The sequence below is a fragment of the Brevibacterium sp. Lmc1 genome (assembly GCF_057654315.1).
Map to the genome: position 1 here is coordinate 681,742 of NZ_CM172803.1, position 14,499 is coordinate 696,240.

At 59.4% G+C, this 14,499-nt stretch carries 9 protein-coding genes; 1 reads left to right on the top strand and 8 read right to left on the bottom strand.

Annotated elements, in window-relative coordinates; all coding sequences use genetic code 11:
- Positions 1 to 49 precede the first annotated feature (49 nt).
- Positions 50 to 1,309, bottom strand: coding sequence for a UDP-N-acetyl-D-mannosamine dehydrogenase (gene wecC, locus AC239G_RS02960; RefSeq protein ID WP_376905561.1), 1,260 nt, complete (start codon positions 1,307 to 1,309; stop codon positions 50 to 52).
- Positions 1,310 to 1,695: 386 nt separating this feature from the next.
- Here wecC and wecB point away from each other — a divergent pair, with 386 nt between their 5' ends.
- Complete coding sequence (gene wecB / locus AC239G_RS02965) at positions 1,696 to 2,802, top strand: non-hydrolyzing UDP-N-acetylglucosamine 2-epimerase (RefSeq protein WP_376905605.1); 1,107 nt, start codon at positions 1,696 to 1,698, stop codon at positions 2,800 to 2,802.
- 868 nt (positions 2,803 to 3,670) lie between these two features.
- Here the strand turns inward: wecB and AC239G_RS02970 are convergent.
- The 7 genes from AC239G_RS02970 to AC239G_RS03000 form a co-directional block, all read right to left on the bottom strand.
- A complete protein-coding gene (locus tag AC239G_RS02970) occupies positions 3,671 to 4,459 on the bottom strand; it encodes a hypothetical protein (protein ID WP_376905560.1) in 789 nt (262 codons plus the stop codon).
- Between the two features lie 24 nt (positions 4,460 to 4,483).
- A complete protein-coding gene (locus AC239G_RS02975) occupies positions 4,484 to 5,893 on the bottom strand; it encodes a polysaccharide pyruvyl transferase family protein (protein WP_376905559.1) in 1,410 nt (469 codons plus the stop codon).
- The gene (locus AC239G_RS02980) at positions 5,890 to 7,377 is read right to left on the bottom strand and encodes a glycosyltransferase (RefSeq protein WP_487489764.1); all 1,488 of its coding nucleotides are present in this window, start codon (positions 7,375 to 7,377) and stop codon (positions 5,890 to 5,892) included. Before AC239G_RS02980 ends, AC239G_RS02975 begins: the two co-directional genes overlap by 4 nt.
- Positions 7,378 to 8,380: 1,003 nt before the next feature.
- Entirely contained in the window at positions 8,381 to 9,199 is an 819-nt protein-coding gene (locus tag AC239G_RS02985; protein WP_487489765.1) for a hypothetical protein, read from the bottom strand.
- Positions 9,200 to 9,233: 34 nt separating this feature from the next.
- Entirely contained in the window at positions 9,234 to 11,867 is a 2,634-nt protein-coding gene (locus AC239G_RS02990) for a glycosyltransferase (RefSeq protein WP_376905554.1), read from the bottom strand.
- Entirely contained in the window at positions 11,864 to 12,199 is a 336-nt protein-coding gene (locus tag AC239G_RS02995; RefSeq protein ID WP_487489766.1) for a hypothetical protein, read from the bottom strand. The genes AC239G_RS02990 and AC239G_RS02995 overlap by 4 nt, the downstream gene beginning before the upstream one ends.
- Positions 12,200 to 12,407: 208 nt before the next feature.
- Positions 12,408 to 14,300: a glycosyltransferase family protein gene (locus AC239G_RS03000; RefSeq protein ID WP_376905552.1), complete on the bottom strand. Its 1,893-nt coding sequence runs from the start codon at positions 14,298 to 14,300 to the stop codon at positions 12,408 to 12,410.
- Positions 14,301 to 14,499: the final 199 nt, after the last annotated feature.

Here is a 14,499-nt window from a genome sequence, read left to right on the forward strand (position 1 = left end):
GCCGCTGAGAATTCTCAGCGGCGCAGTCGACAAGGAGGTGGGTTCAGCCTCAGCCCCATACACCTCGAGTGTCGTGGACGATCTTCTGCGTGAGCAGAGAAGAATCCAGATTGATGAACTCATTGTGGTCGACGAGCAGGAGAACGATGTCGGCCTGCTCAATCGCGGTCTCGGTTTCGGTCAGAGTCACGTTCTCACGAGATTCCAGCTCTGCCGGAAGCTCTTCGATGTTCGGCTCGACCGCGAGAATCGTCGCTTCAGGGAGCTCATCAGCAAGACGGTTGACGATCTGACGAGCTGGGCTCTCGCGTAGGTCATCGATGTTCGGCTTGAACGCCAAACCGAGTGTCGCGACCTTCACTTCGTTGATGCGCTTCGCCTGGGGAATGAGTTTGTCCAGGACGAATCCGGGCTTCGAGTCGTTGACATCACGAGCGGTCTTGATGAGCGAGGACTGTTCCGGAGCAGTGGCAACGATGAACCACGGGTCCACGGCGATGCAGTGGCCGCCGACACCAGGTCCAGGTTGCAGAATGTTGACGCGAGGGTGGTGATTGGCCAGCTCAATGAGCTCCCATACATTGATGTCGAGTCCATCGGCGATCATCGAAAGTTCATTGGCAAAAGCGATGTTCACGTCGCGGTAAGCGTTCTCGGTCAGTTTGGACAGCTCGGCAGTTCGAGCATCCGTCATCAGGAACTCGCCCTCGCAGAACAGCTGGTAGAGGTCGCGAGCGCGCTCGCCGGAGTCGCCGTTGAGGGTGCCGACGATCCGGTCGTTCGTGCGCAGTTCGATCATGATGCGGCCGGGCAGGACCCGCTCAGGGCAGTGAGCGAAGTAGATCGTCTTCGCCGTGTTTTCCTCAAGAGTGAGGTCCGGGCGCTGTGACAAAATCGTCTCGGCCAGGAACTCGGTTGCTCCGGGAGGTGAAGTCGATTCGAGAATGACTAGTTCATTGCCCTCAAGCAACGGTGCGATCTGCTTGCCGGCCGTTTCGATGTAAGAAAGGTCAGGCTTGTGGCCGTCTTTGAATGGGGTGGGCACGGCGACGATGTAGTTGTCAGCATGCGGAGTCTCGGTTGTCGCGCGCAAATAGCCCTGGGAGACGACGCCGGCGACTGTTGTTGACATATCGGGCTCGACGAACGGGACTTGGCCCTGGTTGATGAGTTCGACAGCCTTCTGGTTGATGTCGACACCGACGACGTTCGCTCCAGAACTGGCCAACACGGCCGCAGTGGGGAGTCCGATATATCCGAGTCCGATAACGGCAACCGAAGGTCGATTGCTCTCGGGAGTGGGGGTCATAGTTCTTCTCTCTGAGTTCTAGCGTCGGCCGTCAGCAGCGGTGGGCATCCGCTGTCAGCGGCCAGTGCTCTGCGTGACACACAACAAATGAAATGTTATTGGATAATGTCGCGGCCACGAAACAACTGTCTGCTCAAGCCGAAATTGGTGATGTGTCCCACTTGGCGGGTCAAGGTTCGGTAAACTTTCCGTGTATGCATCCTCTTAAGGATAAGCCCACGGCTGAGATGTGATTGAATTCTGTAAAATGTGAAGGATTGTTCGCGCACCTAGGCGGGTCTGGCCTTTAGTCAACGGTCGGCCCGCTTTTGTTCGTCAGGAATAGGACTTCAAGTCACGAAGGAGCTGCATTGAGCGCTGGCAAGTCAGGTACCCCACCGAAGGTCATGGTTGTATATGGAACCAGGCCAGAGGCAATCAAGGTGGCCCCGGTGATCAAGGCTCTTGAAGCAGATCCGAATCTTGAACCGATCGTCGTTGTCACCGCTCAGCATCGTGAGATGCTCGACCAAGTCAATGAGGTATTCGAGATCGTACCCGATGTGGACCTCAACCTTATGGCCCACGGGCAGACTCTGAATACCATCGCTGGAAACGTTATTTCCAAGATCGATGAAGTGCTCGAAAACCACGAACCAGATGCCGTTGTCGTCCAAGGCGATACCACGACGGTGATGGGAGCAGCGATCGCAGCCTTCAATCGCGAGATTCCGGTGGTCCATCTCGAAGCTGGGCTTCGCAGCGGTGACATCAACTCTCCCTTCCCGGAAGAGGCCAATCGGAAGATCGTCTCGCAGATTGCCCGGGTGCATCTAGCACCGACAATGGTGTCGCGCGGCAATCTGCTCGCCGACGGAGTTCCTGACGAGAATATCTACGTGATCGGAAACACTGTCATCGATGCCCTGCAGTGGGCTGTCGAACGCCCAGTTGAGTTCAGTCTTCCTGAGCTCAAAGCTCTCGAATCTGACGACCGCCGTGTGTTGTTGGTGACCACGCACCGCCGCGAGAACCTCGGCGACAATATGGTGAACATCGGCAAAGCAATGCGACACCTGGCTACTCACTATCCAGATCTGCTAATTGTATGGCCCGCGCACAAGAATCCGAAGGTTCGCGCTTCGATCGCGCCCCAGATCGAGGATCTCGGCAATGTAATCTCTATTGAGCCCGTCGAGTACGGCGAGTTCTCGCACCTCATCAACGCCTCGGACATAGTGCTCACTGACTCCGGAGGAATTCAGGAAGAAGCTCCCAGCCTAGGCAAGCCGGTCCTGGTGCTCAGGGAGAACACTGAACGCCCCGAGGCCGTGGACGCTGGTACGGTGAAGTTGATCGGTACTGCAACCGAGACGATCATCTCTGAAGTCTCACGGTTGCTCGACGACAAGAAGGCATACAGGGACATGGCCAATGCCGTGAACCCATACGGGGACGGCCACTCAGCCGGTCGCAGCGTGGATATCCTAAACGAGCTTCTCGTCGACAGCTGAACTTTCGGTTAAAAACAGTAGTGTCCACCGCTGAATCCAATGCTGTGGACATTGCTGTTGGCCAACAGCAGGTCGTCGACACTCCATTTGTGTCTGTGGGAGTCACGAACTTGGACGGAAATGAACCGGTCTGCTGAGTAGATTCTCGCTCCACCGAAGATGAATCGGCGTTGCAGATCCGTGTATTCGTCAAGCTTGCGGTTGGAGAAGTGGAATCGTCGGAACAGATCTTTGCTCCACACCAAATTGGGTCTCAGGGCAATGTCCGTGCACCGGTGCTAGCGTTCAGGGATTCTGAAAGTTGTCATGCCAGGGTTGCGCAGATGAAGATGATGAGCCTGCCGCCGACTAGATCTGCGTTTGAAAAGCGCAAAGCGACGTGCTGATCTGAGAAGCAGCGTTTCCACCGCACGTGTCATCCCTATACATTCTGGTGATAAACGCTTCCTCCAGCAGCGGTGTTCCCGCCGTCCAGCCTAAAGCGGACTTGAGTTTGAGAAACCAGTTCGGCACATATTGACAAGACGAGTCGAACCGTCAAGCTTCATAGGCAGTGTCGAGCAACTCGTAATTGATCTTGTGACTGACCTACTGTCCTCCATTGGATCCTACCGAAAAGATAGCCGCATCCGATGTGGCGCTTTCAGGCTTCGATATCACCCAAGCCAAAGCGGTTAGCCTCGGCGAAATGATCCCAAAGTCGCGAGAGTACTTCCAACTTTCGGAGACGGTTAGTTCCGAAGGTGATGGCTTTGATAGCGAATGCTCTATGGCCGCCATTGACTCGCTTTTCTGGGTCGGAGCATCGACTAGAGAGCGTGCTCTGGACGTATCCATCTACACCTGGTCGAAACACGGCCTGTTAGAATCAGGCGCGCACGGCGTCTCCGAGTATCCGGGCCAGCACTTGGCGTTTCGGCGGCACGTGACCTTCCCCTGCATCGATGATGTATGGCTCGACACTATGATCGACTGGCAGTGCGTTCATGAACGGTGAGTAGTGCTGATCCATATGACCGCTGTCGCCGGAGTTCTGCACGTAGATCACCGAGTTGGCCACGGGACGACGGTAGAGCTCGATGACATCCGTGCACACAGGCAGCTCGTCGACGGGCAGTCCGTCCCAGGCACAGGTGAGGTAACGGTTGACGATGACCGGCACGTAGTTGCGGATCGTCGTCTGCGGATTCACCGGGACCGCGATCGACCCGGGGAAGTGTGTGGCGTAATAGAGGGAAGCGAATCCGCCTCCCGAGGCGCCGAAGAACACGAGTCGGTGATCCGGATCGTCGAACCTGGAGATGATCTCCGTTAACGCGTCCTGCAGCTTCGGCTGCCGACTGCTGCCGGCGTACCAGCCGAGTTTGATCCGGGAATCGACGTAGAGCGAAGGGTCGCTGATGAAGAGTCGATTCGCCGCGATGTCCTCGGAGAACGTGGACCCGGAGAACACCGGATATCGACGCACCGCCTTCGTGATCGCCGCATGGAAGAAGACGACGGTGGTATCGAACCCGCGATCGTCAAAACGCAGATCGATGGGGACATCATCGAGCATGATCGTGTACGTCGTCGATGCGCCCGGCAGGGGTCCGTGGAAAGCCGCCACCGACTCGAAATGGTGATGACCCTCCTTGGGAATGGTCCGCTCGATCATCTCTTCAGCTCCTCGTGGTCGGACTCAGCGCGGCTCTGCGCCCGTTGCATCGTCATCGGGGTGGGTATCTGGGTCACGTAGTTCGTGCACGGCCCGCAGGACTTCGGACAGCGATTCCTTCTGCGCTCGTTCGAGGCCCGCCCGGTAGAGCAGGGCCAACGCCTCGATCCGCAGGGCAGACGTGTCGAACGTCGTCGTCTCCTGCGAGGCGATCGCGTCGGCGAACCAGCGACGGACCAACGTCCGATTCGCCCGGATCCGGTTGTGGATCTCGTCGATGGAGCTGCGGACCGTGCCCAGCGCCGAGTCGACTTCGTCGCGCACTGCAGAAATGCTTCGCTCATCCAATCGCACGGCGCAATCGGGGAATTTCAGCAGCTCGAACAGCCCGGGCATCTTGTGTCCGTGCGTCTCCGAATACACTCCGACGCTCGGCACTGCTTGGGACGAGGCGAGGATGACCGAATGGAAGCGGGAAGTCACCAAAGCACTGAGGCGACCGAGCTCGTCGACGAACGACCGGATCCCTGCCGGATCGATGAGTTCGACCCTGTCTGGACCGGCGATCTCGGTGAGGTGGTCGGCGACCGCCGTGGAGATCTCCCGGTCGGCTCTGGTCTGGACAATGACCTTCACTCTTCCCCCATCGGCCAGATGGGCTTCGGCCACCGAGGTGAAGAGTTGGAACGCTTGAGAACGGCGGAACTGCGATTCTCGAAGTTTGCTCTGCACAAACGCTGAACGGCGTGACCCCGGACGGATTCCCATGTCTTCGGGGCGCAGAATGAGGCCGAGGACATCCTCGTCGCGGCTCTCGTTCTCTTGAGCCCGAAGCCCTGGAACGAAGAAGCCGGGATCCAGAAGCACCGGAAGCTCCTGACCCGAGTCGGACGATTCGAGCCTCCGGGATTCGAGGTCGCGGTAAGCCGCCGCGTCGACGCCCTGGTGGAGGAAGTCCTCGAGCGCGTTGCCGAACGACGTGCGGAACGGGCCGACTGTTGACGGCAGCAATACGACAGGCTTGTTCAGCGAGTGCGCGGCGAGTGCGGGAAGGATCCTCCACACGAGGTCGATGAGGTTCTCTCCGGTCGTTGACTCGAAGAGGTGCTCACCGGCGTTGAGGACGACGAGGTCGACATCGGCCATGCCGACTCCCTCGGCGAACCGGTGCGGATGAGAGACATAGTCGATGAGCAGTTCGATTTCGTCACGACCGCCGCGTGCGCGGCCGTCGGTCGGAACGATCAGCTGCTTCATGCCCTTGAGGGTGAAGCCCGACTGCCTGCGGAACTGGTCCGAAGGAGCGAGGAGAACTGCGGTCGAGTCCTCGATGTCGATCTCTGCCCGACGCATCAGCTCGAGGGCACCGGCATTGATGGCGAGGTCGCCCCAGTTCGAGGCGACATGTCCGTAGAACAGCATCGTTCTTGTCATGACATCAGCCTATCGAGGACTGATCCCATGACAGCTCCGACTGCCGACCAGCTGCGCTCGGATTCCGTCCATGCGGCCGCGGCTTCCACTCGTGTTCGTGTCGAGGTCGGATCCTTGATGAATGTGCTGATCGCCTCGGCGAGAGCATCGACATCGCCGCTGGGCACAACGAGACCGCGCTCGCCGTGCCCGGCGATCTCCGCAAGTGCCGGGACGTCGGAGACGATGACGGACTTCTTCGCCGCCATCGCTTCGAAGGGTTTGAGCGGCGAAACCGCTCGGGTCGCCGGAGTGAGCAGGCGCGGATAGGCGCAGACGTCAATGACCGAATAGAGGTCGGAGACTTCTTCATGCGGGACCCGCCCAGTGAAGACGATGGTCGACTCATCGAGACTGAGATCGGCCGCCAACGATCGGATCCGTGCCGACTCTGCACCGTCTCCCACGAGCAGCGCCCGCACACGGAGGCCGCGGCTGCGGACGATTGCGATGGCTCGGACGAGGATGTCGAGGCCCTCATATCCGACGAAGGTGCCGATGTATCCGATGACCGGGTCGTGCGCGCTCCAGCCGAATCGCGAGAGCACCTGCGGGTTCTTCTCGGCAGACGTGAAGCCAGTCGTATCGACGGCATTGGGCATGATGCCGATCGGACGTCGGGTGCGCACCCTGCCGCTTATGATCTCGCGCATCGCCTCGGTGATCGTGACGACTTCATCGCAATGCTCCAGCACGGCGTTCTCCAGCACCACGGTGCGGGCACGACGGCCTTCCATCCGTGCAGTGTTCGCGGCCTCATAGACGAGTTCCCACATACCGGAGACCTCGTAGACGACCGGCAGACCGAAACGCTTGGCCGCGATGAGGCCCGGCAGAGCCGAGACGTAGGTTGAGCGCAGATGGACGGCTGACGGTCGTTCCCGGCGAATCACCTCGGCGAAATGGTCGATAGCCTCGCGCATGTACGTGAACTCACCGTTGGCGCGGGCGGAATCGCTGCCCAAGCGCAGATAGCGGATCCCGTCATGGACCTCCTCGGCGGTGGCACCGGGCTCCAGCGAATTCGCGGCCTCGGGAAAGCCCGGACGGGTGAGGGCAGTAACCTCGAAGTCTTTGGCGACGATGGTCTTGAGAACGCTGTGTGCGCGGACGGCATAGCCGCCGCTCTGATCCGGGGCACTCGCGTGGAGGATGGTGAGGACCTTGCCCGCGATCGGAGTGAAAGGAATCTCGGTGTTCTCAGCCACCTCGGCGAGTTCATCCAACATCGCCGAGATTGCGACGGACTCACTGATGAGGGGCCGATCTGCGGGGGACGCAGCACCGGGGACGGCAGTCTCGGCGATCTCGTCGAAGTGTCCGGCGCCGTAGAGAGCACGTATGCGCCGCGCCCTGTAAACTTTCCCGCGCTCGGCTGACTGTGCGATAGTGACAAGACCTAACGCTTCGTCAAAGAAGCCGGCGGCCAGGAGTTGTCCCGTCAATGTATTTCTGATTGGCGCCGTCTGGCTTCGGGGTCCGCTGAACCGCAGTAGCTTAGTGAATGCACGGCATGTCGAAGAAAGTGGCAACAGTAGTGACGACTCTATTCGGAAGGCGTCGACCACGGTGCGCACATGTTTTCCTAGCGGGGGAGCGTCGATAATCTTGGTAAGACCGAGAGCCGCGGCCAAAGCCTTAACATCCGCGTCCGTCGAAAGGACGAGGTCCGACGTGGGACCCGCGTCTAGCAGTTCTGACCCGCAGATCGAGACGATCACGTGCTGACCAAGTCGATTGGGCGTAAGGAGAATGGCCCGTGATCGATCGAGCAGACTAGTTCCCAAAGCATCGAAGACAACTAATGCTGCGGTGACGTTTTCGGTGATGACAACGGGAACTACCGGTAGAACTGCCAGTTGCTCGAGGACAGTATTGAGAGACGCATGAGCCTGTGCCGTGGGTGCAATGCGGATGCGAACGACATCGTGATGTAAGCCGACGGGCGAATCATCGAGCTGACGGATGAGGGTGGAAAACCATGCTGAACCGGTCTGAGTTAACCTAGGTTCGGGTTCGCTGTCGAATAATACTGTGCCGTCGCCAGTGACTTCCATGTCGTAACATTCGCGACTGCTCTCGCCGAAGTCACTTTTCGGAGCGTCGTCCAGCAGACTTTCTAGTCGTTTCCTCTGCCAGGGCTTCGCACCGCTGGAGATCGCATGCTCTGTGATAAAGCGGGCCAAACGTGGGTGGCCGTGAGTGAAGAGGTGATCAGCGACGAATCGCGACCGTTGCGACGATCTCTCTAACAGCGCAATGTGGAAGAGGATCCTAAATGCTATAGCAGATTCGGTGAAGGGCTTGAGCTCGGCACAGATCCGACGGGCAGCTATGCCAATATCGTCAAAATGATCGGTCAATAACTGAGCTGAGGCGTCGACGGCTGAGACAATCGAGCGCGGCTCGGATGCAGGAGCCGCGGAACGGGCGTCGATTCCGATCGTTTCACTCATCAACAGCCTCCTTGACGATACTGTTGATCGCCGCGGTAGTCGCGTGCCTTGGCAGAGGGTTGTGGCCGCCACGAACATCAGAATATAGCGAAACGTCGAAGCACGAACGCTCGCCTGCCTGCGCGGGCAGAGCATCGACGAGGGCGGGGAGTTGAGCTAGTGCGTCGTTATTGCTAGCCGCGTTGATGAGGCAACGTGTACGCGGAGTATGGTTGAATGCCGCGAATGCGTGTCCGACCGAAATTCTGTCTGGGTGATCGCTTGCTATGTCCTCGGTAGGCCGCTCGTTATAAGAGTAGCGAGAGATCGCGTTGACGAAGGTCGGCATATATTTGGTCCAATCGATTTGCGGATTGTTGACCAGTGCGCGGCAACCCTCGTCACGAGCGGCGGCCTGAAGTGCTTGGAACCCACCGGCGCTGGTACCGAAGTAGAGTCGCGCAGCGGAGGGGATATTCAGACACTCGGCCACGAAGCGAGCGGTTTGAGCCAAGGCGGGATTCGCGTAGTGGCCCGGGGACCCCTGTCCCCATCCGATACTGATCCCATTGTCGTTGCGGAGGGTCGGATCCGAGAGGAAGAGAACGTCCGCGTCGATCTCGTCGACCCAGGTTCGGCGTTGGAAGACCTCCTGCGGATCCTTCTCTGGTGCTCGGCGGACAGCTCCGTTGAAGGCGATGACCAGCCGACCCGTCGGCACCTCCTTCGACCACAGAAGGGCAGCGACGGACACCGTGCCGACATGGAAATCGAAGCGTTGGAAGATTCCGGGCCGCCGTTCGATCCAGTCGCCGGGCAACAGTGTGCCCAACTGGTAGAACGGAGGCTCTTCGGTCGTTGAGGACTCAGACATGGCGTACAGAATGGAGTTCGGCGAGCTCGGAATCCTCCCACGTCTTCTTGCCGTAGAAATGGGTGAGGCGACGGATGAGGTTCTTGCACTCATCGATGTCTTCGTCGGCGGCGAACGCGAGTTTCTGGACGAACCATCCTTTGACGAAAGGTTCGAGTCGTTTGGCGTTGTAGTCCTCGAGTAGACCGACCTCGCGCAGCCACGCAGACCGGTCCTCCTCCAAGGGCAAGTACTTCTCGTAGAAGCGCGGGCCGATCGCGTTGACCGTCGAGTTTGTCACCGCGGCATAGTAGGTATGGATCGGCGTCGACGCCAGCCCGATCCGGTGGGCGTGGAAGAGCATCTGCTGGAAGAAGTAGGAGTCTTGTCCCACGGCACCGATCGGCTGATAGATGTCGAGGCTCTTCAGCCAATGAGTGTCGGCTACGAGCGCCTGGATGCTCATCGGTTGGAACTTCACACGGGAGAGCGCATTGTCTTCGAGCACGCCTTCCTCGCCGACGACCGGATGCAGAACTCCGACGTTCTTCACCGTGATTCGCTTTTCCTTGAAGCGAATCATATTGCCGATGGCGAAGTCGTATCCGTGCTCTTCGACCATCTCGAGCAGCAGAGCAAAGCCGTCGTTCGTCTGCTCATTGTCCGGATCGAGGTAGGTCACGAACGGGGTGTGCGTGAGCTCGAGCCCTTTGTTGCGCGGACGTGAAGCGCTGCCCGAACCGCCGGCAGGGAACCGGTGGACTCGAACGTTAGGATAGGCGCGGTCGAGTTCGTCGAGGATCGCCGGCGTTTCGATGTCCGTGGACCCGTCGTCGACGAGGAGTATTTCGCAGCGGTCGAAGATCGAGGATCGGCGCAGGGATTCGAAGCATTTGAACTTCAGGTGCGGGCCGTTGTTGTAGACGGGCACGATCACGCTGATCTCGGGTTCGGCGGTGACGTCGATTGTCTCGACTCGTTCGAGGACGAGGTCCGAGGCGATCGCCAGCGTTGTCCGCTCAGGCCCGACACCGTCACCGAGGGTGCTGCCGGCGGGATACCACGTGGCAGTGATCTGCTGGTCGGAGTCGACCGGATTTACAAATTCGTAGAGAGGTTCGGTGGTATCGATCGGCAGTATCCGGACCTCGTCGACGTCGGTGAAGCGGAATGCGTTCACCGCGTCCTGGACGAGATGAGGACCGAAATCGGAATGCCCGGTGAGGTCGATCACGACGTCGCCGTCTGTGCTGGCGACACAGTCGGAGTCGCTTGGAAGCGCGGCCATCGGACCCGCGTAGGACTGTGTGAGTCGGAAGGCTTCGAAGTCCGAATCGGTCAGTCCGGTGACGTAGACCGTGTGATCGGGGGAACCGGAGTCCAGTCCCATCTCCTCGGCGATCGTGTCGATGCGGTCGAAAGCGGTGTTGGCGGTGAAGGCGGCGCGGATTCCGGCCACCTGTGCCTCACGGATGCTGCGCTGGGTCAGTGCTCGGTAGGTCTGCTCCATGTCGAGAGAGGAATCGGGCATGCACACCTGCGGATAGAGGGAGTTCACGCCCGCGTTGTAGTTCGAGACGATGAAGGTTCCCATGGCCTGCAGTTCGATGATCCTATTGGCATACATCGATTGGGAGTTCACAACCGAGTTGAGGTTGATGCCGACAGGCAGGAGGCGTTGCAGATCGAGGAGAGTCTCGTGATCGATCGGCCGGTGGAGATGAGGCAGATACCGCTCTGGGAAGAGATAGCGTTCGGCCTTCGCGAACTTCTGCGTGTCGAGTTCGAGGTTGCGGTCGACGATCGTGAGATCGGCTTCAGCTGATAACAGGCCGTCGAAGATCCGCTGGGCGGACAATTTCCGCTCCGGGTACTTGTGCTCGAACCAGGATCCGGCGAAGACGAACTCGCGGCCGGAATGGCGCATGCTGCCGAGCGGATGGTGATGGATGAAGTTCACTGCGAAGGGCAGCACAGTCACCGGCACGCGGTTGTGGAGGTATTCGCGGTAGCGGGGCACGCATTCGACGGCGCTGGTGAATATGTGGTCGGCGAACTTCGCAAGTGGGGCGAACTTCATGTAGTTCGGCGGATCTTCCTTCGAATAGAAGGCAATAGGAATCTCGTTCTCGCGAGCGAACGGGACGACCTGCGACTCGAGGACCTGTCGTGCCGGCGAACCGGACAGGGCGACGTTGAACCATTCGTCGTCGAGGCCGCGCCAGGCGGAGGTGATGAGCAGTAGGTCGATGTCCGACATGTCCTGCTCGTAGGTTTCAGGACTGATCGGCACCACGTGAGCCGCGTCTTTAAGCGAATCGAATAGGAACCGGTCGGCGATGATTCCGATGCGCAGCTTCCGTCGAGGATCCCAAAGCTGTCCCGAAGTCGTGGGCAGCTGCTGAGCCTTTTCGATGAGGGCTGAGATCTTGCCTTCAACGGGGGCGGCGAAGGAGCGGTGGCGCTCGAGGTATTCCTCACGCGACTCGGCCAGATCGATGTAAGGGTGCCGTCCGAGCAGACCGTCGATGAAGTAGTCCGACTGTGTGTGCACACCGAGTGATCTCTGGCGAGTAAGGGTTGCTTTCAGTTCCTTGGTCCGGGCGTCAAGAGCGTCCTGGCGCTTCTTGATGTCGGCTTCGTTCATCGCTGACCGCCCTTCTGCTGGGAGCTGCCGCGCTGAGGGCGGCGCAGGCGCCAGTACGCGCGCTGGACCTGCATTGCCTTGGAAGTGAGAAGTCGTTCGAGCCGTTCATTGACCGAAGCAAGCTTTGCATCTCTTTTGGCGACTTCGTTCCTCAGCCGAACGATCTCTTTCTCGCGCCTATTAATGCCGCCTAGCAACTTCGACTCGCGCTCGTATGCAGTAATGAGCTCCTGGGCGAGCTCGGAATTAAGCTTTGAGGATTCATTGATGACGCGCGTGACGTTGTCGCGGACGGCAACGATGTCCTCGGCGCCGGTCGTAGTGGTATTCAAAGAGGGCTCCAGATAATCAATGTGCACAGTGGAATTGCGGTAAGCGCGTTGCCAGACTGTTCCGCTGTGAAATTTTCACAGTTAGAATCCTACGTTACTGGCATGCTCTGGCCGAGATCTCTATTTCACCGTCTATTCAACCGTCGCCCGTGAAAAGTTTCGCCATCGATATCGACCTCCGCTGGCGGCCAGCCGCACAGAACCGAGTTCAGAAGCAATAATGTTCTTGCGAGTATCCGAAAGAATGCACCTCGCCATTGGCCAGTAGATGGCTGTCTTCTACGCTCCACGTGTGGGCATGGTCTCCGCGGACCTGGACGAAGTTGAACCTGTCTGCGGAGTAGATTCGGGCTCCGGAGGCGATGAGTCTCTGCTGGAGTTCCGTGTCCTCGCCGAGGGTGCGTTCGGCGAACGGGTTGTCCAGAAGAGTTGACCGATGCGTCATCAAAGTCGGTCCCATGACGAGGTCGGTGAACCGGTGCTCGCGTTCGGGGAAACGGCAGATGACGATGTCGCGGCCTCGAATGTGCAGGTAGTGTGCCTGCTTGCCGACGAGATCGGCATTCGAATACCTCAGTGCTGCAAGCTGATCGCCCAGATAGTGCGCCCCGTAGACGTCGTCGTCATCCATCTTCGCGATGACCTCGCCGGAGGCCGCCTGAACTCCGCGGTTGAGGCAGACTCCCAATGGCTGCGCGGAGTCGACCTCGACGATGTGCAGATGCTCGATGCCTGCTTCCGCGGCGCGTGCTCGCAGATCGGCAGGCGCCTCGAATCCGTGGGTCACCAAAACGAGTTCCTTGTCCGTGTGCAGCTGCGCGGCATGGGTTCGCAGAACCCCGCCGAGGTAGTCCGGCCGATTCGTCGACACCACAACTGACACGCGCGTGGGGAATGGCTGTTCATAGTCCAGTCCGAGCGAATCCATCACCGTCATCGCGCGGTGTGTGTAGGTGTGCTCGGCCCAGATGCGTCGTTGGGCCAGATGCACGGTGCGGTCTCTCAGCTCAGGGCTGCGCACATAGGCACGCAGAGTCCACTCTGCTTCCTCCGGAGTCTCAGGTTGAGGGACCTCGGTGGTGGGGAAGAACTCTCGAGTCGCCGCACTCGGGGTGGTGACGACGGGGGTGCCGGCGGCACTGATCTCGAAGATCCTGCGTGCGCACATGCTCGGAGAGTCGGTGACGGAGTTGACGTTGAGGAAGACCTTGAAGTGTTTGTATGCCGTGAGCAGATTGCGGTACGGAAGCGAACCGACCACACGCCCGGCCAGGTTGCCTGGGAACTGATACCGCTCATCGTTGCCGAGGAACCGGGAGAAGATCTCCAGTCCATACTGCATCCTCGGCGATACGGCGTCAGCGGCACCGAGCAGCAGATCCATCTGCTCTCTGCGCTCCGGGTATTTGTGGGCGAAGTACATGCCGGCAAAGGCGATGTCCCTGGCGGCGGCATTCCGCGCAGGACGTGACGGATTGTGGACCGCCGGCTGTGCGGCGAACGGCAGGGCGGCGACCCTGTCGTGACCGAGTCTGGAGCGATATTCGGGGATCAGTCTGACATCGCTGGTGAAGACGACGTCGAACTTCTGTGCCAGGGGCAGGAAGTCCTCGAAGTGCGGGGGATCCTCTTTGTTCCAGAAGACGGTCGGAATGCCTCGGCGACGGCACTCGCCGAGCAGTTCGGTGATCTCCGTACTCGGACCCGACGGGCTCGTGAGCTTGAATTTCCACTGACCGTCGTTGCCGCTCCAGGCGGACTCGACGAAGACGAAGTCGAGACCGTCGAGCTCGGTCGACCACTGCGTCGGCGACAGCGGTCGGAGCGACCACTCATAGCCGAAGCTCTCGTTCGAGAACTCGTCGAGGACGACTCCGACCGACAGCTGTTCGAAGACCGGAGTGCGATTCTGCACCGGCAGGGGAGGGAACAGTTCCGCGAGGACCTCCGCTGACAGGCTTCCCGTGGCGACCTCGGCGGAGGCTTCTGCGGCTCCTTGGGCTAACGAGCGGCGGCGACGCCACTTCGCGACTTGGCTGATTCCGCCGTGGCGCAGATGCCACACAGCGGTTCTCAGTGTGCGAAATGGTGTCGGTGGCACGGATCGGATCCTCTCGGCGGTAGCCAGGGTACGTGACGGGGAAGTGAATCGAAGTCAGGCGACGGCTGTCGACGCTCAAAGTTCACAACGTCATTTATGTGTGAAACCTGTTAACGCCAATAGTACAATCGGAAAGTTGCAAGCGGCTTCGCGAAGTCGGACGGGGAAACCAGAATGAAAAGAGGACCGTGGGAAGCAA

What these genes read in the sequence shown, in the direction of transcription:
- AC239G_RS02990 (WP_376905554.1), bottom strand. Translation starts at nt 11,867, where the DNA reads ATGAACGAAGCCGACATCAAGAAGCGCCAGGACGCTCTTGACGCCCGG.
- AC239G_RS02970 (WP_376905560.1), bottom strand. Translation starts at nt 4,459, where the DNA reads ATGATCGAGCGGACCATTCCCAAGGAGGGTCATCACCATTTCGAGTCG.
- AC239G_RS02975 (WP_376905559.1), bottom strand. Translation starts at nt 5,893, where the DNA reads ATGACAAGAACGATGCTGTTCTACGGACATGTCGCCTCGAACTGGGGC.
- wecC (WP_376905561.1), bottom strand. Translation starts at nt 1,309, where the DNA reads ATGACCCCCACTCCCGAGAGCAATCGACCTTCGGTTGCCGTTATCGGA.
- wecB (WP_376905605.1), top strand. Translation starts at nt 1,696, where the DNA reads ATGGTTGTATATGGAACCAGGCCAGAGGCAATCAAGGTGGCCCCGGTG.